The sequence below is a fragment of the Devosia oryzisoli genome, assembly GCF_014837245.1.
Taxonomy (GTDB): Bacteria; Pseudomonadota; Alphaproteobacteria; order Rhizobiales; family Devosiaceae; genus Devosia; species Devosia oryzisoli.
Genome location: NZ_JACYFU010000002.1, coordinates 821,108 through 839,999 on the forward strand (window position 1 = coordinate 821,108; position 18,892 = coordinate 839,999).

The window sequence follows — 18,892 nt, forward strand, 5'->3', positions numbered from 1 at the left end:
GGTTCGCGTGCATCAAACAGGCCGTTGATCGAAGCCAGACGCCGATCCTGCCCCACCTTCGATGGTCATGACGTTCCGGCGGCCCAGCCGGCCGCAACAGCTTTTCGTGGATGGCCGGGCGAACAAGCGCCCGTAGCGGATGTTGCGGGAAATCAGACGACGAGCAGAGGCGATCCGCTGCGGACGTTGTCATAGAGGTGGATGACATCGTGAGGCAGAAGGCGCACGCATCCGCTCGAGATCCCTCCAGATCGATCGCCTTTCGAGGATCACGCACGTCCTCACCGGGTGATCCAATCCTCCGACGCGGGCATGGGGGTGGCGACAAAGCAATGAGGATGCCGGCGAGCGATAGGAACCCATGGTGCCATGGTGGCGCCGGTCTTGGCGCAGATGGTCTATCCGTGGGGCTGCAAGCGCCATAGCCGTACCTCCGGTTTGCGTCGATGCGCGGGTTAGCTTGCTTGCACAACAGGTGGTGGCCGAACGGCCGAGCCGGCTTCGCCTTGCCTGCTTGACTTTAGTTTATTGCGATTTACCTTACGGCCATGAGCCCCACCCTATCCATTTTCGCCGCGTTTTCGCGCCGGACTATTCCGGTCGAGGGATATCTGCCCTAGACCGCCCGGATCGGCGCGGTTTAGGGAGGGTAATGCTTTTCATTTCAGTCACCCTATCGGTTCTATTGGACCGCTCAGTCGCCCTAGCGCGGAGAAACCCATGCGCAACCTGCGTCCGCAGATCGTCCTCGCACAATCCGAACACCGCCAGCTTCTGGCCATGGCTGCTGCAGGTTCTTCGGCTGCAGCAGAGAGCCTGCTTGATGAAATGGAGCGTGCTCGAGTGGTTCCCGACACCCAGCTGAACCCGGACATCGTTCGCATGGGGTCGCGAGTGCAGTATCGCACGGACGATGACAATCGGAAGACCGTCACGTTGGTATGCCCCGCTGATGCCGACATTTCCGAAGGCAAAGTCTCCGTCCTTACGCCGATCGGGGCAGCACTGATCGGGCTCAGAACTGGGCAGTCCATCACCTGGGAAGCGCGCGATGGCCGCAAAAACGTCCTGACAGTGCTGTCGGTGATCCAAACGACCGGCGCAAGAGCAGAAGCTTAAAATGCAGCAAGTGCACCCAGTTCTCCGGCGCGTCCAAGGAAGGACCTTGCCCCTGATCCACTGAGGTTAGCCTCCGGGTCAGGGGATCAAGTCATACCGTTCTCGTCCCGGAGACTTCTCATGCAGCCTCAACTTCCTGTCGTGCTGACCATTCACGACTACACTTTGCTTGAACATGCAGTTCATGGCCCAGCCGAGCCATTCCCAGGAGGCAGAGCCTTCATATCGGAGAAGCTCTCCCGCGCATCAATCGTGCCGCTTGCCGATCTTCCGGCCGATGTCGTTATGCTCAGGAGCCGTGTTCGCTACCGCGTCGGCTCCAGTCTTCCCCAAGACCGGACTATCGTATCAGGACCAGACGAGACGATAGACGGTTCAACTCTCCTGCTCACGTCGCGTCATGGCGCTGCACTGATCGGCGCACGTCTGGGCCAAGCGGTGGCGGCACTTTGTTCAGATGGCTCGACAGAGTTGCTGCGAATTCTCAGCGTTCGGCACGCTTCTTCTGCCTCTCGACCAAAGCTTGCTCTTGTATCAAGCCGAGAACCATCGCCTGTCCTCGCCACTGTACGTCAGTTCCATGGCGACGACGACGATCCGGGACCGAGCGCAGCTTGATGCCGCTTGGTCCGCCTCACGGAGAGTCGTCGGCCCCGATTGCGCCACCCTCCGATTCAAGACGAGTGATCTGTAGGACATCTGTGCGGGAAAACTTCAGGCGTACGCCTGCGCCCATACCCTCGCCCTCTTCGATGACGACGACGCCGTAGTAGTCGAGAGCCCTGGCAATGGCCACGAGCTGATCGACGTTCGTTACCCTGGCACTCCCGCTGGCTTCCAGATGTTGCATCTCTACGGGGGTCAGACCGGCGACAGCAGCGAAGTCGTCTTGAGGCACGCCGACCAAAGCGCGTGCAGCCGCAATCAGTCGACCAGTAATTTTGACTCCGATCATCGAATTCTCCATTCAAATCTCACTGATAAAACGTATATACCGATCACAAATCAAATAACAAGGCATGTGAAGAATAGGCGCCCCTTCTTTTAAACAGATGTCAATTTGTCGCATATACTTGAATATTATTCTTCCGTGGCCATTTCTTTTGATAGAAAGAAAAATAGGAGATAGGGGCATGGGATTGAGAAATTTTGCTTCTCCAGTAACACTCAAATCGAACGTGAAATCCACGCGGACCTTCCGCGTAAACAACGCAGCTGACGCTTTGGACTACCTCGAGAGGTTCTGGCGCGGCGCCCGGACCCGAGAGTATCGACGTGCCTACGCCGTTTGCCAAAGCGCCGTAGAGAATCTGGCCTCGGCGGAAGCGGCGCGGGGATATCTGGTTGCTGCCGCCGAAGGCGCCGGACTCCTCTACAGGCGAAGCGGCCATTCTCAGCATGCACAATGACGTGGGCCTGGGCAGATGCCTCTGCCCGCCTCGGGGCATGCAGAACTACGGGCCAACGAAACCTGTCGGCGCTGTGACATTGGAACGGAGTATCGTCGTGCAGATAAATCATCCAACTACTCTTACCTCCGACGACCACGGGATGCTCGAGCGGCTGATGTGCACACTTTCAGGTAGCCGCACACCGCTCGCACATCTCCTGCGTCGAAAACTCGAAACGGCGGTGATCCTTCACCCGGCGGCTAATCGTGGGGATTTGGTGACCAGTAAATCCAAGGTGCGGTATGTCATCGATGGGAAGCATGAGGCTGAACATGCTCTAAGCTGGGGCACTCCCTCGCCAACAAGGGGGTCTTCAATTTCTTTACAGCAAGAAAGAGGACTGGCCCTCCTGGGAATGCGCGTAGGCCAGAGCATTTCTTTTCCTGCCGGAGAGGAAGTCGAAACTATTGAAGTCATCGGTGTTTACCCGACACCTAAGCATGCATCCCATGCGGACTATTCATTGCGGCACGCAACCAGCAAGCGGTTGTCTCCCGTTCTATCCACGATCAAACGACACGCGGCAGCGGCATTGGCGCGACTCCAGGTCGGACGTACGGAAACAGCTCTCACGCGGCTCAACGATGCCGCACTCCGCGATATAGGCATTACCCGAGGTGAAATTCCGCACATCGCCAAGATCGTCGCAGGGGTTACTCCAACCCCGGCCGAACATCGCCATGGCATCGGAGGGATCAGGGAGGAGAGCTTGGCTCCTGAGCCGACGGCTCAAGTAGGACCCAAGGCTGCAAGGGAAAAAGAACTGGAGCGGCTCGTGCATGACCGCCGGAGCCAACTCGCTTAAAGTCTGCCCAAAGGCGACTAGGGCAATGAAGGTAACACAGGAGAAAGAAAGTGTCTGACGAAGCTGTTTTGACGCCTCCCTCAAGCATCCTTGTTGCATCGGATCTGAGCGCGCAGAGCGATCGGGCACTCGCTCGAGCCATCATGCTCGCCAATACCTGGAGCGCCGAGCTGACGGTGATTCATGTACTAGCCTCCGAGTTGTCCTGGCCTGACTATGACGAACGCCCGTCGTGGCGACGATCATCAGATCGCAAGGTGAATATCGAAAGCGATATTCGAGCGGATCTTGCGACGTTTCCAACGGCGAAGATTCGCATTCTCGATGGTGAGCCTGGTGCTGCCATCGTGGATCTGGCAAGGAAAGAACAGTTTGATCTGATAATCGTCGGGGAAAGTCGCCGTGGGATGATTGGCGGCGGGGCCACGCTCGATGCGCTATTCAGATCCGCGCCAACGTCGACCCTCGTCATTAAGAATCGACCCAGGCACGATTACCGCAAGATAGTCGTCGGCACCGACTTTACTGAAGAGGCCTTGGTAGCATTGGAAAGCGCCGCCAGCCTGTTCCCCGCTGCCTCGCTGGCTCTTCTGCACTCGTTCGACGTCCCGTATCGATCGCTCATGTCCGACAGTCCACTGGGGCATGAATTTGGCGCTCTGGAGAAGGAAACTATCCGCAACTTCATCGATAGAGCGGCTCTGGCGGACTCTGTGAAGGCCAAGGTCGCCACTTACGTAGAACATGGGGACCCGGCGGAAATGCTCGGTCGATACGCCGCTGACAACAGGGTCGATTTAACAGTGATCGGAGCCTACCCACGTGGGCGGCTTTTTCACTATCTGGTTGGCGGCTATGGGCCTCGAATAGTCGAGCGGGTGGTTTCGGACGTGTTGGTGGTCCGACCACGATAAAATCGCCTGCTGCCGCATCAGAAAAGACCTGCACACCGCAAAATCAAGGGAAAACCAGGTCCTTGTCCGCAACAAGCGCCGTAGAACAGGCCGTGCCAAGAGCATGAGGCCTATTGGAGCGAGATTCCGGAAGGCGACGCAAATGCTACGGAAGCGCCGGTGATGTCCGTATCCTGAGATCCCACCAACGCTTCGCCAATGATGGAGTGCAGTTGTGAGCGTCACCGATAAAAACTACGCTGTGACACGAAGCAGGACGGCGCTGCTCACCGGGGCCGGCACACTCTCCATCCTGGCCTTGGGGCACACCATCTCGAACTTGGTGCGCACCATGCCCGCCGTATCGACCGATGTGATCGCCCAGAGCCTGGCGGTGTCGGCGGGTGAAGTCGCTGCGATGACCGGAATTTATCATCTCGCCTTTGCCGCAGGACAAATCCCGGTCGGCGTCGCGCTTGATCGCTTCAGTGTGCGGTCAGTGTTTCTAGTGCTGATTGCCACCATCGGCTGCGGTGCAGCGATCACCGCCGTGGCGCACAGCACGCTAATGTTCCTTATCGGTCAGGCAGTACTTGGCCTCGGATGCTCTGGCATGCTGCTCTGTCCACTGACCTATGCCGCACGCTCGCAGGATGGAGCCAGCTTTCCGCTATGGTCAGCCTTTATTCTTGCGGTGGGCAACAGCGGAATGCTGCTGTCGGCCAGCCCGACGGCTTGGCTTATCGAGACGTTCAGCTGGCGTACTGCCTTCGTCGTGCCACTCGTCATGGCCGGCCTCGTGGCGGTTGCAGCCGCCATCCGGCTGCGAGAGCAGCGGTCGGCATCAACAACAATGGAATCGATCGGGTCTGAGTTCGTCCAAGTCCTTCGCATCGGGCGCTCGCAGAGTCTGCGGGGCGTGGTGAGCCTGGCGTTCGTGTCATTCGCTGTGGTGATCGGCATTCGAGGTGTCTGGGCCGGACCATGGCTAATGGAAGAGCGCGGATTGAACCGGCTTGATGCGGGAAATGTGATGCTGGCCCTCACGCTCATGCTGATCGTCATGCCAATGCTTGTCGGGATCCTGGCTCGACGCGCCGGCAGCACAAACCTGCTGCTGGTTGCGGGACACGTAGTGGCGGGCGTGATGCTGCTTTTGCTGCCGCTCGGTGTCATAGCAGGGTTCTCGGCGCTTTACGACCTGACGCTGCTGATCGTGTTTGGAGTTGCCGTTTCGGTGCAACCGCTGCTCTTCACATTGGGGCGTCAGTCGGTCGCACCTGCAGATACCGGAAAGGCGCTGGCCGCGGTAAACCTCGCCTTCTTTGCTGGGGCAGCGATTATCCAGGCAATCTCTGCACCTGTGGTGGCACTTGGCGGAACCGGAGGCGTTATCGTCTTCCTCGGACTTCTAAGCATCGCCGGGGCTTTACTGTTTGCCTTGCAGCCCCTGCCGGTCAGACGCCGCGCTTAACGCCCGCTGTTGTGCCTCAAGCGCTCAACAATGCCCACGATGTTCGTCGATAAAGGCGATCATCGCTTCAGTGGGCGGTCGAGCTCCGCCTGGGCAAAATATGCGGAGGCTTTGCGCAGGATCTCGTTGGCCTGCCGCAGTTCCCGGTTCTCTCGCTCCAAAGCCTTGAGCTTCTCAGCCACCTCGCTGGGCACGCCAGCACGCCGGCCACCATCGACCTCGGCCTTCTTCACCCAATCGTTCAGGGTGTGGGCCGAACAGCCGATCTTCTGGGAAACCGAAACCACCGCCGCCCAGCGCGATGGATACTCCACGCCATGCTCCAGCACCATCCGCACCGCCCGGGTCCGCACCTCGGGGGAAAACTTGTTCGTTGTCTTACTCATCAGGCTCTATCCTACTTGGGAGTTAAAGCCTCCGACAGTCCCTGCGCGGTTCAGGCGCAAATCCAAGTCATATTCTCTACGACGTAGAGGTCGAGTGATTTCAGTGTTTCACACGGCCTGAACCAGGCAATATCCTCTGCGAGAAATAGCTCATTAGAGGAAACGGCACGTGCCCCACAACGACAGGTCGAAACACATCACCCAAGGCATCGCCCGCTCACCCAACCGCGCGATGTATTATGCCCTAGGCTACGAGAAGGCAAACTTCGACAAGCCGATGATCGGCATTGCCAATGGGCATTCCACCATCACGCCATGCAATGCAGGTCTACAGCCGCTAGCCGATGCAGCGGTCGCAGCAATCCGGGAAGCCGGCGCGAACCCCCAGATCTTCGGCACGCCGACCATATCGGATGGCATGTCGATGGGCACTGAAGGCATGAAGTATTCGCTGGTCTCGCGCGAGGTTATCGCCGATTGCGTGGAAACTTCCGTCCAGGGACAGTGGATGGATGGCGTTCTGGTTCTGGGCGGCTGTGACAAGAATATGCCTGGCGGCATGATCGGCATAGTGCGCGCTAATGTCCCTGCCATCTACGTCTATGGCGGCACCATCAAACCCGGCAGATGGAAAGGACAGGACCTCTCCATCGTGTCCGCGTTCGAAGCCGTAGGGTCATACATGGCCGGAAAGATCAGCGAGGAAGATTTCCAGGGCATCGAACGCAATGCCTGCCCCACGACCGGCTCGTGCGGCGGGATGTACACGGCCAACACCATGAGTTCCTCGTTTGAAGCGCTCGGCATGTCCCTGCTCTACTCCGCCAACATGGCCAATCCCGATCAGGAAAAGGTGGATAGCGCTGCAGAGTCTGGAAGGGTGTTGGTCGAGGCAGTCAAGAAGGGCATCAAGCCCAAAGATATCATCACCCGCCAGTCCATCGAAAATGCCGTGACGGTGATCATGGCGACGGGTGGCTCCACCAACGCCGTGCTGCATTATCTCGCGATCGCCAGCGCTGCCGATGTCGAGTGGACCCTGGATGATTTCGAGCGGGTACGGCGCAAGGTCCCTGTCATCTGCGACCTCAAGCCGTCCGGCAAGTACATGGCCGTTGACCTGCATAAGGCCGGCGGCGTGCCCCAGGTTCTCAAGATCCTGCTCAACGCAGGCCTCCTCCATGGAGACTGCATGACGGTGACTGGACGCACCATAGGAGAGGAATTGGGGAAGGTTCCTGATGAACCCCGGTCCGATCAGGATGTGATTCATCCGATCGCCGAAGCGCTTTACGCCGAGGGGCACCTAGCCATCCTGAAAGGCAACCTTGCCGAAAATGGCGCTGTCGCCAAGATCACGGGCCTCAAAAGTCCCGTTATCTCCGGCCCGGCGCGCGTCTTCGAGGATGAAGATTCAGCAATGGAAGCGATCCTTGGCGACAAGATCAGGTCCGGAGATGTGCTCGTTCTGCGGTATCTGGGTCCCAAAGGTGGACCGGGCATGCCCGAGATGCTTGCTCCGACCTCCGCCATTATCGGCCGTGGTCTCGGCGACAGCGTCGGCCTCGTCACCGATGGACGCTTCTCGGGAGGCACCTGGGGCATGGTCGTCGGTCATGTTGCCCCTGAAGCTTACGAAGGGGGAACGATCGCGCTTGTCCTTGAAGGGGACATCATCACCATCGATGCCCATCGGCAGCTCCTGCAGCTCGAAGTCGACGAAGCCGAGCTGGCACGCCGCAGATCGGCCTGGCGCCAGCCCGCCCCCCGATACACGCGCGGCGTCCTGGCGAAATTCTCGATCCTCGCACGTCCTGCCAATGAAGGTGCGCTCACCGGGTAAATCACCGAGGTCGTCGTAGCGACCGTCGACGACTTCCTTGTTGTCACCAAGACAGCCGGAATCCCGGCAGCTTTTGGAAACTGTTGTTCGAGCCTATGATGACGGAAATGAGGTCGGTTGCAGCTAGTCGGCGACGCGCCCATTCCGGTCATTGCCGATGCACTTTGGGTTCCCTAATGGCAGTCAGTTCGCCGACCGCCGCTTAGCCGCCGAAGGCCTTGTGGCTTGCGCGCGCGGCCATGCGACCGTCTGGTCTAACCCATTCGGGCATGTCGACGTTGGCGGCGCAAGTCCATAACGTCCCCCCCCTTGGGCCTTCAAATTCTTGGAAGCTGGACGTGCGAGGAGGTCAAGATGAAATCTGTGATGATTTTCGCGGCCCTTTATGTTGGCAACCGGAGTGGGCGCCAGTCAGGCGCAACAGAGCAATTGGGGACAGCAAGTCAAAGCCTGCAACCAGACGGATTGCTATCCAGGCGGCACCTCTCGGGGTGAGTATGTCAGGGGGCAGGCCAAGGACAGCGATCGACCCGGGTACGCCTCTGAAATTCACAGCTTGGCCAACCCGGGCAAGTCAGACCCGAAGGCGGACAAGTTCCAGTAATTCCAATGGGCGCGACGGTATCCTTCGCATCTGGCCAACTCCCCGGGCGGCACAATCCGTCCGGGCGTCAGGGCCAAGGGCGCGCCAGCAAAATGTAAAGCGATCCGCCAAAGCACCGGCGTGCTGAGGCGCGTATGCTGCTGATCTCAGGAGTAGCTCATGACTGAGGTGATGAGGTTTGACGACGGCGAAGGCTACGAGGCCATGATGGGGGTCTGGAGCGCCCTGATCGGAGCAGATTTCCTTGATTGGCTAGCTGTCCCAGACGGTTCTGAGTGGGCGGACATCGGGTGCGGAAACGGCGCATCCACCGAGTTGATTGTTGAGTGGACCAAGCCGACTTCAGTCGAAGCGATTGATCCGTCACCGGCGCAGCTGGAGTTCGCTAGACGCCGCCACCGCTATGGTGTGGCTAACTTCACCTTAGCTTCAGCGACACAGCTCCCTTTTGGGGCTGCCACCTTCGACGCGGCAATTATGGCGCTTGTTATTTTCTTCGTCCCAGATCCGGCCAAAGGGGTCGCGGAACTGCGGCGTGTTGTTCGGCCCGGGGGCACGGTTGCCGCATATGCTTGGGATATGGAGGGAGGCGGCTTTCCGTATGAGGATGTTCATCTTGCCATGCGCAGCGTGGGCACAGAGCCCATATTGCCCCCGCACTCCGAAGTTGCGAGGCTCGACGCCCTGCAGCGTCTTTGGACCGACGCGGGACTGATTGACGTCGAAACCCGCGAAATCGTAGCCCAACGCGTCTTCCCAACTTTCGATGACTATTGGGCGATGGCCGTTTCAGCGCCAGGCATTGGTCAGGTCCTTGCCAAGCTTAGCGCTCAGCAAGTCGATCACGTTCGCGAGTCTGTCCGAGGCTCTCGCGCTTCGGGCGAGTTGGTAGTCCTAGGCCGTGCCAACGCTGTCCGGGGACGAGTGGCGGCCTGATTGCTGAACAGCAACTATTAAACCTGGAGCCGGTGGCGTCGACCGCAGGAAACCATTTCAGAAGGCACTTTTGAGAGTTTTCATGACGCGTGCCACCAAACGCGAAGGATACAGTGGTGCACCCCCTGTCTTCAGGTTTGAAGTAAGCTTCTGACGCTCAGTCGTTGGACGTGCCAGAACAGCGGCCGGTATCGGACCGGAGCACAGCCTCTCCGAAGTACAGCTGAATTGTCCAAAGTAGTCGATTTGCGAAGCGGAAGGGAGATCGGGCGGCATCCCCCTCCAGACGTGCGACCGGTGATGTCCCGCTACCATTTGGAGCGCGACATCACGGTGCCATAGGGCTGGATCTCGTTTTTGGACCGATCATGACACCTGCCGGGCGTCCAGTTCGGGGCGTGGTACAGGTACAGGTACAGGTACAGGTACAGGTACAGGTACAGGTACAGGATCGTAACCACGATATAGTGGTAGATGGGAAGCCGGGGCAAACGGCAGATGCAAGCGGAAGCCGCCCCCTCGATGTTTCCGGGCCTGGTTCGCAAAACTGATCTTTATGATCAAGGGCGAGATCGTTCCTGGGCTGGCGAGCGAGGTTGTGCTGAGCGGCAGGCTCAAAACGGCCAAGCGCTAGCCGCCGTCAGAAACGGCACCGTCGGTTGAACGTCCGCAGGCAGTGGCGCCGGTCAGGCCGAGGCCAACAAAAACTGGGGCACGAATGGTCAAGCTGGAGGAGGTGTTGGGGAGCGACGAGACCCTCAAGGCGACGGAACGCTGCGACAGGGTAACGGCCTTGGAAGACCAGAGAGCGCCGGTAGCGAGGCGCAATGGCGGAAGCGACAACGTGAGTGGCAGCTCTTCCGGCGCGGACGACCACGGCGGCGGACATAGCGGTGGTAGTGGTCGGGAAAGTCGGGCCGGACGAGTGAGCCGGGGCCTTGGCGTAGCGCGACGGGGCCGGATAATCGACTACCAGCGCATTGGCGATGACCGTGTCTACGGCGCCCTCGGCTCGAGTGCGTTGAGACTGGCCTATGTCGTCGCGGATAACCTTGCCGCCGCCGAACTTGACCTCCTCGCCATAGAGGTGAAGTCCTTTTCCACCTCGATAAAGAGTTCGGTATCGGCGAGGCGGACGCGATCGCCCGTAGTAGGACCGTAAATGTCGGCATAGGTCGCGCGTGAAATGCGAGTTGGCATGGCGTGTCCCTAAAGGTTAACCATGATCTTTTTGCGGAAGCCGAACATGCGCCGGTCGCCGCCAATGGGCACCAAGCGCACTTCGCGGGTTTGGCCGGGTTCGAAGCGCACCGCGGTGCCGGACGGGATGTCGAGGCGCACCCCGCGGGCCTGCGCCCGGTCAAAGCGAAGGCCGGCATTGGTTTCGGGTGGCACCGGCATTGAGTTCGATATCACCTGCTGCGGGCAGAATTTCTCCGGGGATCATGAGCATTCCTAACCGGTTACGACGAGCCAGACGCCGCAGAGCGGTATCGGGCATTCGCCCCTGGCCCGCCCTGTTCAGCACATCTCGAGCGCTAAGATCTCTATCGGGCCTGCCGCGTTCCGGCACGAAGCGCCGCAGTCGGCAATTAATCGGACCAGGTGCTCCGCTCGTCTTTTAATGTAGGGGTGATGCGACTGGCGGGTGACGGGGACCAGCCCCCCAATTGCTGTCGCAGCTTGCAATATGATAGCACAATCCGTACATTGCCATCATCGCTATCATTTTACCGGACATAACATCAAATGCCCGCCGTGACCATTCGCAACATCTCCAACGAGACCCACCGCGCCCTTAAGGTGCGCGCGGCCCAGCATGGCCGCAGCACCGAGGCGGAAATTCGTGACATTCTGGAATCGGCGGTTCGCCCGGCAGAACGCCTACGCCTCGGCTCCGCCATGTCGGCGTTGAGCCGCAAGGCCGGGCTAAGCAATGCCGATTTCGAGACGCTGGAGCAGGTCCGCAGCAGAACGCCCGCGACACCGATGAGCTTTGAATGATCGTTCTGGATACGAATGTTGTCTCCGAGGCGATGAAGCCGGAGCCGGAGCCCGTGGTGCGCGACTGGCTGGACGAACAGGCCGCGGAAACGCTCTACATCTCCAGCGTGACCGTTGCGGAACTCCTGTTCGGCATCGGCGCGCTGCCCGATGGTCGACGCAAGCAGAAGCTCACCGCCACACTTGACGGGATGCTTCCGCTGTTCCAGGGCAGAATACTCGCCTTTGACACAGATGCCGCGCGCCATTATGCCGATCTTGCTGTTGCGGCCCGCAAGGCAGGTAAGGGCTTTCCGACGCCGGACGGTTATATCGCCGCTATCGCAACCGCCCATGGTTTCACCGTTGCAACGCGCGACGCCAGCGCCTTCAGCGCGGCAGGCGTTCCGATCATAGACCCCTGGACTGCCCGGCACTGAGCAAGGGCGCGCGCATCTCTTGCGGGCTTAACCAAGGGACGAAAGACTGCCTGTTTAAGGCGGCTCCGCCCCGCAGAATCTGCTTCAGGGGCCGGTGGCGGAAAGCATGGGTACGCGACTGCAACTCCCGGCATCCAGGTCCAAGGTAAGCATCCGGTGAAGGCCGCAGAAATCAGGGCCGCCGGTGTTCGCGGATGAGGTCGTGCAAGCACTCGATGCCGTAGGGGGTGAAGGCCATGACGCCGTCTTTGTCGTCCAGGCTGAAGACCCAGATGACGCCATCCTCAGGTTCCATCTCGATAGCGATTTCCAAAAGCCAGTCGACGTCCTCCCCAATTTCGACCGCAACACGGTCGATGGTTTTTACGGAGCTTTCCTTGTTCAGTTGGGTGGTCATGGGGCTCTGTGTGTGAACCGGGTTAGTTGATGCGGTTCCTGGACTTCTCAAACCCGGCCTTCCCCACCGCGCGCCTGCGGGCGAGTTTGGCGAGGCGCGCAGTGATGACGTCCAGTCCGATGTCGGTCGGATCGAAGGGACGTCCATACCAGGTCATGACGCTGTCGTGCTCACGATGTTTGGGATCTGCAATGGCTTCGAGGAACTCTTCGAAGCCCGGCAGGCCGCCTACATCTTCTGGTGGGGCGCGACGGGCGCCGTCGACAAAGCGCGGGTAGTCGACCATCGGGTCTGCAGCGACAACTTCCTCGACCACAACACTATGGCGCCAGTCGTCGCCAAAATCGTAGGTGTAGGTGAAGCGGGTCTCACCGCGGGCCAGAATAGCGCCGAGACGGATGTAGCGCGCGTCGCGCATATCGTCGCCCCAGTCGGGATCGGGATAGCCATAGCGGCGGTCGCCGACCTCGAACTGGAAGAGATGATAGTCCTCAAACAGCATGGCGGCCTGGATAACATCGTGCACTGCCTTGAGAGTGCTGGTCAGGGGCACCTCGACGCGCCGCCAAATGGCGGGCTCCACATCGTCGAGCTGGATGTGGAGCCGGACAATACGGTCGTTGTTCACGCGGTCTTCCTGATCTGATGTTGGGCCACCCAGTTCCACGGCATCAAGTCGTCCAGCTGGTGGCTGGATGATCGGCGATACGGGCAAGAACATCGGCGAGCCAGGCCTGCGGGTCAACATCGTTGAGCTTGGCGGTGGCGATGAGGCTGTACATGAACGCGGCCCGCTGCCCGCCACGGTCGGAGCCGGCGAATAGCCAGGACTTCCTTCCAAGTGCGATACCTCTCAGAGCCCGCTCTGCGGCATTGTTGGTCAGACAGACCCTGCAATCCTGAAGGAACTGGGTAAATGCGGGCCAGCGCTTGAACATGTAGTCCATGGCCTTGGCCAGATCGTCGTGCCGAGAGGTGGTTCGGTTTGTCTGAACAGGTTCCGGGCGCTTTCTAAGTGGTTTTCCGCCTCGGTTATGCCGCTGCCGCTTCGGGCATTGGCTGGTTGAAGTAGGCCTGATCGGGAGTTTTCCCGTCAAGCGATGAGTGTGGAGGTCGGCTATTGTAAAAGCCGAGATAACGGCCGATCGACGCACGGGCTTCCGAGACGCCGACATAGGCCCGCAGGTAGACCTCCTCGTATTTGATAGTCCGCCACAGACGCTCAACGAAGACGTTGTCGCGCCAGGCTCCCTTGCCATCCATGCTGATCTTGATCTCGCGGGCGGCCAGCACCTTGATAAACTCGGTCGATGTGAATTGGCTGCCTTGGTCGGTATTGAGGATCTCGGGTGCGCCGTGCTTTGTCAGAGCCTCTTCCAGGGCTTCGATACAAAAATCCGCCTCGAGTGTGATCGACACCCGCCATGCCAGGACACGTCGGGTGAACCAGGCGAGCACGGCAGCGAGGTAGATGAACCCACGCGCCATGGGGATGTAGGTGATGTCCATCGCCCAGACCTGGTTGGGCGGGGTGATGAGCAGCTTCCTGAGCAGATAGGGGTAGATCTTGTGCCCCGGCGCAGGTTTCGAGGTATTCGGTTTGCGATAGAGCGCCTCGATCCCCATCCGCTTCATCAGCGTGGCAATATGCAGCCGCCCGACCTTGAACCCTTCCTGGACCAGTAATCCCTGCAACATCCGGCTGCCCGCAAACGGGAACTCCATGTGCAGCTTGTCGATGCGGTGCATCAGCTTCAGATCGGCGTCCGACATCGGGCGGGGCTTGTAGTAGACGCTGCCCCGGCTGATCCCCAAAACGATGGCCTGGCGGCTGACGCTCAGCTTGGCCGAGGGATCGATCATCTTTTTGCGCTCGGCAGCAGACCCGCTTTGCCGAGCGCGCCCGACAAAAAATCGTTCTCCAGCGTCAGCTCTCCGATCTTCGCATGTAGGGTCTTCACATCGATGATCGGTTCTGGCTCAGCTTTCGGGGCTTCACCGAAAACTCCGGTCGCGCCCTCAAGCAGCTGATCGCGCCACTGCTTGATCTGGTTCGGGTGAACGTCGAAATCCTGCCCCAGCTCAATCAGCGTCTTCTCGCCCTTGATCGCAGCTACAGCCACTTTCGCCTTGAATGCCGGGCTGTGGTTCCGGCGCGGTCGTCTGGTCATGGTCTTCTCCTCGCTCGCAGCATCATGCTGCCGTTACGCGGAAAATCCACCTATCCCGGCTGTTCAGATTGTCCGAACCACCTCTATCCTCAATCACAAATCGCCAGAACTTGAGTCCGCAGAGTCGGCTTCAAGGTGAAACGGTCTAGCGCTTTCACTTGAGAAAACGTGGGCGGGCCTGATCGGCCCGCCCGTATCTATGTCTCAGCGGGAATTGACGATCCAGAAATCCTGCCAGTCTTGAAGGCGCGTAAAGTCGCTTTCGGTGGTAGCAGAATCCGTGACGTGCAGTTGATCAACAATGTCGATAACACCGGAGGGTTCATCTGCCGGCATTGTAGCCTCGGTGTTTGTCGACAACTTCCCGTCGCCGAGCTGAGGAGCCATTCCTTCTTCGGTCATGATATAATGAACGAAGAGCTTCGACGCATTGGGGTGTTTTGTGCCGGCGGCGATCACCGCCACGCGCGGTGTCAGCTGACCAACGAATGGCTTCATGCCGTCGCAGATGCCCATGCCGTATCCGTCTTCGACAGCATCACCGAAGATCGCTGCGCTGACAAAGCCCATAAATGGCTCGGCCTGGCCCGGTGCCCCCACGATCGGCCCGACATCGGAATCGGAACGCGTGACCGTAGGCTGGTTGGCAGCGAAGCGCTTTACCCACTCGGCAGTTGCGCTCGCTTCGTCGGTTTTTAGCGGCTCGCCAAAATAGTCCTCATAGGCCTTGGCCATTTCTTCGTCAGCATTAGTTTCCAGCTGGTTGAACCAGAACATCGTCTCGTTGCGCAGCAGGGGATCGGGAATGGCAACGCGCCCCTTCCATTCTGGCTCGGTCAGCGCCCACATGTTGTCGATTGGGCATCCGTCGGCATGGACGTCAGTATTGTAGGCCCAGACCCAAGGATTGAGGCTGGTAATCGCGGGATGTTGATAATTTTCCGGGATTACGTCAGCCAGATCAGGCGGGAACCAACTCACGCCGATGCCCTGAGGGAGAATCTGGGACGTGACCGAGGGCAGATTGCTCATGTTAAAAACATCGGTCTGCACATTGCCGGCCGCCGCTTCACGAAGCAGTACCTGCTCTTGCTCCTGGGCCGACATTTTGACGCCGGTGGCCTCTATCCCGTATTTTTCAGAGAAATTCTCGGCCATGGTAACGATCTTGCCGGTGGCATCGATAACGGTGATTGGGCCTTCCTGTTTGGCGGCATCGATCAGTGCTTGGAGCGAGTAGTCACTATCGGCAATGCCGATGGATACTTCCTGGCCGAGCGCAACACTCGACGAGCCGATCGCCACCATGGCGATGATGCTGACTCCGGAGAGCAATTTTAGCAATTTTGGCATGCGGACCTCCACTTGGGGATTGTGAAAATGTCTCATTTGATCTGAGACACTGTTATGCGCTCGCCCGCCGCATCAAACAGATGCAGATCGAGCGGATCGACCGCAATGCTGACGGTCTCCCCGATCGCGTGGGAAGGCGCGCTTCCGGCGATGGCGAACACTTTCGCGCCACTTACCGAGAGTTCGATTATCCAGCTGCCACCAGTGGGCAGAATGTCCCTGATTATTGCCGTGCGCGTGCTCGCTTGAGCTGGCGAGGGGTTTGAATTGCCGATGCGGATTGTTTCGGGCCGCATGCCGACCGAGGCCGGCCTCTGCGGGATTGCGAGCCCGGCCAGCACCTCATTCATCCACTGCGCCAGCGCTGAGTGCTCGCCGTCTTCGATCGCAACTATATTGATCGGCAAGCTGCCCACAAATTCGGCGACGAAGCGGTTGGCCGGGCGCTGATAGATATCGTCAGGGGTACCCAGTTGCTGTAGCCGGCCTTCGCTCATCACGGCAATCTTGGTGGCCAGGGTCATAGCTTCCCATTGGTCGTGCGTCACAAAGACGATGGTTGCCCCCAGATCCTTGTGGATGCGCCGCAACTCGGCCCGCATTTCGAGACGAAGTTTAGCGTCGAGATTGGAAAGCGGCTCATCAAGCAGGATGACAGACGGGTTCAGCGCCAGCATGCGCGCCAACGCCACGCGCTGCTGCTGTCCACCCGACAGTTGATTGGGGTAGCGGTTGCGATATTGCGCAATGCCGAGCTTTTCGGTCACCTGGGCAATGATTGCCTCGCGCTCGGTCTTGCCAACCTTGTTGAGCTTGAGACCAAAGGCAATGTTCTCATCTACGCTCAGATGCGGCCAGAGCGCATAGCTCTGGAACACCAGGCCCAGGCCCCGTTTTTCGGGAGGCGTAAATATCCCGCCCGACACCGAAACCATGAGCCTCCCATCCATGGCGATATCGCCTCTGGTTGGATTTTCTAGGCCGGCTAACATTCGCAATGTGGTGGTTTTACCGCACCCGGAAGGTCCGAGCAGGCACAGGAACTCACCTTCCTTGATCTCGATCGAAAGATCATCGACCGCCATCGGGCTTCTCTGGCCGTAGGATTTTGAAACATGTGAAAGCGTGATTGAGGACATTATTTGCTTCCCAGCCCATCCGAGAGATTGCTTTTGGTGATGTGCTGCACACCGAGGGTGCCCACGAAGGCGATGACGCAAACCATCAGCACCACTGCGTTGGAAGCTTGGGTATAGCCATAGTCGACCAATCGGATAGCATAGGTGGTCAACAGATCGGTCCCCGGCACCGCGAGTACCACCACAAGGCTCAACCCCTTGATGCCGGAAATGAAGGGCAGCAGAACGCCCGAGACCAGCGCCCCCTTCTGTATAGGCACGACGATTGAAACAAGTCGCCGCCACCAGCCCGCACCAACGACACGGGCCGCGTCTTCGGGATCCCCGCCTAATTGCATCATGGCCGAAATGCCGGCTCTTGAAGCAAACGGCATCTGGTCGGCCAGCATGGCGAGCACCAGGATGATGGAGGTGCCATACAGTGCCGGGACCGGACCGCGCGGCACGGCAAACATGGAAAGATAAGCCGCCGCGAACGCAATGCCGGGTACCAGGTACGGCAAAAAAGTGATGTAACGCAGCAGCGTCGCGACGATCCTGATCGGAGACCGGACTACCGCTATTCCAACCAGCAGACCCAAGAAACCCGCACCAAGCGCCGCCGTGCCGACAATCCAGATGGTATTGAACGTCGCCAGCCAGAATTCGGGCGTAAGCAATATGCCCTGACGCAGCGCCGTCGTTGTAGTGAGATTATTGCCAATCCAGAAATCGAGTGTGAGGTTATCGAGGGTAAAGATTCCCGGCATTCGCATCACGGTTGTCAGGGCAAGCGCAACCAAAGGAATGATCGCACTCACGAGCAGCACGATGATCGCCCATGTAGTGGCCAGTGGTGCGAACTGGCCCAGCTGAGCGGTCCGCGCCATGCTGCCCTTGCTGCCGATGGTCTGGAATCGCGACGCCTCCTTGAGGAGCCGCATGTCGATCAGGATCGAGACCCCGCCTAGCAAAACTATGGCACCGGCCAGCACGGCGCTCATCCCAGCCTGGCTGGAAGAAATGGACCGGAACAAGGAGGTTGCCAGCACGTCGTAGCGCACGGGGACGCCAACAATATACGCTACGCCGAAGTCGCCCAAGCATTTGGCAAAGATGAGCGTGCAGGCCGAAACCAGCGACGGCAGCATGAGAGGCACGACGATGCGGCGTGCCACATGCATCGGCCCCGCACCCATGATGCGGGCAGCATCTTCGAGTTGGGCGTCGAATTGGCGCAAGGCGTTGCCGAACAGCAATATGACAAACGGAGAATAGTGGAGGGCCAAGATGAGCGTGATTGGCAACTGTCCATAAGCCAGCCAATCGGGCGGGGTGAAGCCCAGCGACTCCATCCAACTGGGCGGCCCACCTGTGGTGCGGTTCTTGAACAGCGTGTTCCAGGCGAGTGCGAAGGTCCAGGACGGCAGCATGTACGGGACGATCAGCGCCGTCGAGAGCCAGCGCTTACCAGGTAGGTCCGTTCGCGATAGCAGCCATCCCAGCGGTGCTCCCACTAGTAGAGCCACCACGATAGCCCCCACAGCCACCGACAAGGTGTTGAACAGGGGAACCCAGAAGATGTCCTGCGCGACAGGAGAGAACAGGGCCCGCTCGAAATAATAGGTCGTAAGGGTGCCTTGGGCTAACCCCGTCCTCGTCTGTTCAGCGAACTGGACCTGCACCGCATCGCCCAGCAGCAGAAAAACCGGGCCGGCAATGAGGTAAATAAACACGACAAGCAAACCGAGCGCCAGCAGCGCAGACGGATCGGTCGCGTGTACCTTGAGCCAATAGCGCCATGGCATACCGGTACTCTTGTTGCCCATAGCGGCGGTGGTGGTCTTTGATGGCGACCCGGATAGAACGCCCATGTCTTGCTCGCTGTCAGTTCATGTTTGGATGGGCTGTTCGGTGAC

At 59.2% G+C, this 18,892-nt stretch carries 17 protein-coding genes, 4 pseudogenes and 1 other annotated feature; of the genes and pseudogenes, 9 read left to right on the plus strand and 12 right to left on the minus strand.

Annotated elements, in window-relative coordinates; translation table 11 throughout:
• Positions 1-152: 152 nt before the first annotated feature.
• Positions 153-242, minus strand: coding sequence for a L,D-transpeptidase family protein (locus IC608_RS18585; protein ID WP_191775477.1), 90 nt, complete (start codon positions 240-242; stop codon positions 153-155).
• A 478-nt stretch (positions 243-720) separates the two neighbouring features.
• Between IC608_RS18585 and rnk the strand changes: the two genes are divergently transcribed.
• Complete coding sequence (rnk, locus tag IC608_RS10565; RefSeq protein WP_191775137.1) at positions 721-1,119, plus strand: nucleoside diphosphate kinase regulator; 399 nt, start codon at positions 721-723, stop codon at positions 1,117-1,119.
• Between the two features lie 634 nt (positions 1,120-1,753).
• On the opposite strand, the gene IC608_RS10570 is transcribed toward rnk, so the two are convergent.
• Positions 1,754-2,074, minus strand: coding sequence for an XRE family transcriptional regulator (locus tag IC608_RS10570; RefSeq protein WP_191775138.1), 321 nt, complete (start codon positions 2,072-2,074; stop codon positions 1,754-1,756).
• Positions 2,075-2,252: 178 nt separating this feature from the next.
• On the opposite strand from IC608_RS10570, the gene IC608_RS18590 reads away from it, so the two are divergent.
• From IC608_RS18590 to IC608_RS10590, 4 genes are all read left to right on the plus strand, one after another.
• Complete coding sequence (locus IC608_RS18590) at positions 2,253-2,528, plus strand: DUF982 domain-containing protein (RefSeq protein WP_191775139.1); 276 nt, start codon at positions 2,253-2,255, stop codon at positions 2,526-2,528.
• A gap of 97 nt (positions 2,529-2,625) precedes the next feature.
• Positions 2,626-3,375, plus strand: coding sequence for a YjiS-like domain-containing protein (locus tag IC608_RS18460; RefSeq protein WP_191775140.1), 750 nt, complete (start codon positions 2,626-2,628; stop codon positions 3,373-3,375).
• 50 nt (positions 3,376-3,425) lie between these two features.
• Positions 3,426-4,289 (plus strand): universal stress protein, encoded by an 864-nt coding sequence (locus IC608_RS10585; RefSeq protein ID WP_191775141.1) that lies wholly within the window; start codon positions 3,426-3,428, stop codon positions 4,287-4,289.
• Between the two features lie 214 nt (positions 4,290-4,503).
• Positions 4,504-5,742 carry an MFS transporter gene (locus IC608_RS10590; RefSeq protein WP_210316292.1) on the plus strand — a complete coding sequence of 413 codons (1,239 nt, stop codon included), beginning with the start codon at positions 4,504-4,506 and terminating at the stop codon, positions 5,740-5,742.
• 9 nt (positions 5,743-5,751) lie between these two features.
• Positions 5,752-5,847 (minus strand) — a sequence feature (AL1L pseudoknot).
• Here the strand turns inward: IC608_RS10590 and IC608_RS10595 are convergent.
• Positions 5,779-6,128: pseudogene (locus IC608_RS10595) on the minus strand (transposase); the annotation flags it as partial. (Overlaps the previous feature by 69 nt.)
• A gap of 169 nt (positions 6,129-6,297) precedes the next feature.
• Between IC608_RS10595 and ilvD the strand changes: the two are divergent.
• Positions 6,298-7,971, plus strand: coding sequence for a dihydroxy-acid dehydratase (ilvD, locus tag IC608_RS10600; RefSeq protein ID WP_191775142.1), 1,674 nt, complete (start codon positions 6,298-6,300; stop codon positions 7,969-7,971).
• 763 nt (positions 7,972-8,734) lie between these two features.
• Complete coding sequence (locus IC608_RS10605; protein ID WP_191775144.1) at positions 8,735-9,511, plus strand: class I SAM-dependent methyltransferase; 777 nt, start codon at positions 8,735-8,737, stop codon at positions 9,509-9,511.
• Between the two features lie 961 nt (positions 9,512-10,472).
• Here IC608_RS10605 and ureC read toward each other — a convergent pair.
• Together ureC and IC608_RS10615 are read right to left on the minus strand one after the other, a co-directional pair.
• Positions 10,473-10,711, minus strand: a pseudogene (gene ureC / locus IC608_RS10610) (urease subunit alpha); the annotation flags it as partial.
• A 9-nt stretch (positions 10,712-10,720) separates the two neighbouring features.
• A pseudogene (locus IC608_RS10615) lies at positions 10,721-10,958 on the minus strand (urease subunit beta).
• 302 nt (positions 10,959-11,260) lie between these two features.
• Between IC608_RS10615 and IC608_RS10620 the strand changes: the two are divergent.
• Both IC608_RS10620 and IC608_RS10625 read left to right on the plus strand, forming a co-directional pair.
• Positions 11,261-11,515, plus strand: coding sequence for a FitA-like ribbon-helix-helix domain-containing protein (locus tag IC608_RS10620; protein ID WP_191775148.1), 255 nt, complete (start codon positions 11,261-11,263; stop codon positions 11,513-11,515).
• Complete coding sequence (locus tag IC608_RS10625; protein WP_191775149.1) at positions 11,512-11,934, plus strand: type II toxin-antitoxin system VapC family toxin; 423 nt, start codon at positions 11,512-11,514, stop codon at positions 11,932-11,934. Before IC608_RS10620 ends, IC608_RS10625 begins: the two co-directional genes overlap by 4 nt.
• Before the next feature lie 172 nt (positions 11,935-12,106).
• Here IC608_RS10625 and IC608_RS10630 read toward each other — a convergent pair whose 3' ends face one another.
• The 7 genes and pseudogenes from IC608_RS10630 to IC608_RS10660 form a co-directional block, all read right to left on the minus strand.
• Positions 12,107-12,331 (minus strand): hypothetical protein, encoded by a 225-nt coding sequence (locus IC608_RS10630; RefSeq protein WP_191775150.1) that lies wholly within the window; start codon positions 12,329-12,331, stop codon positions 12,107-12,109.
• A gap of 22 nt (positions 12,332-12,353) precedes the next feature.
• A complete protein-coding gene (locus tag IC608_RS10635; protein ID WP_191775151.1) occupies positions 12,354-12,959 on the minus strand; it encodes an IS1096 element passenger TnpR family protein in 606 nt (201 codons plus the stop codon).
• A pseudogene (locus tag IC608_RS10640) lies at positions 12,956-13,305 on the minus strand (transposase domain-containing protein); the annotation flags it as partial. The gene IC608_RS10635 and the pseudogene IC608_RS10640, both read right to left, overlap by 4 nt.
• Before the next feature lie 58 nt (positions 13,306-13,363).
• A protein-coding gene (locus IC608_RS10645; protein ID WP_191775152.1) for an IS3 family transposase occupies positions 13,364-14,502 on the minus strand; the annotation gives its coding sequence in 2 pieces (ribosomal slippage) (positions 13,364-14,247 and positions 14,247-14,502; 1,140 coding nt in all).
• 204 nt (positions 14,503-14,706) lie between these two features.
• Positions 14,707-15,855: an ABC transporter substrate-binding protein gene (locus IC608_RS10650; RefSeq protein WP_191775153.1), complete on the minus strand. Its 1,149-nt coding sequence runs from the start codon at positions 15,853-15,855 to the stop codon at positions 14,707-14,709.
• Positions 15,856-15,887: 32 nt separating this feature from the next.
• Entirely contained in the window at positions 15,888-16,994 is a 1,107-nt protein-coding gene (locus IC608_RS10655) for an ABC transporter ATP-binding protein (protein ID WP_191775154.1), read from the minus strand.
• Positions 16,994-18,847 carry an ABC transporter permease gene (locus IC608_RS10660; protein WP_191775155.1) on the minus strand — a complete coding sequence of 618 codons (1,854 nt, stop codon included), beginning with the start codon at positions 18,845-18,847 and terminating at the stop codon, positions 16,994-16,996. Before IC608_RS10660 ends, IC608_RS10655 begins: the two co-directional genes overlap by 1 nt.
• Positions 18,848-18,892: the final 45 nt, after the last annotated feature.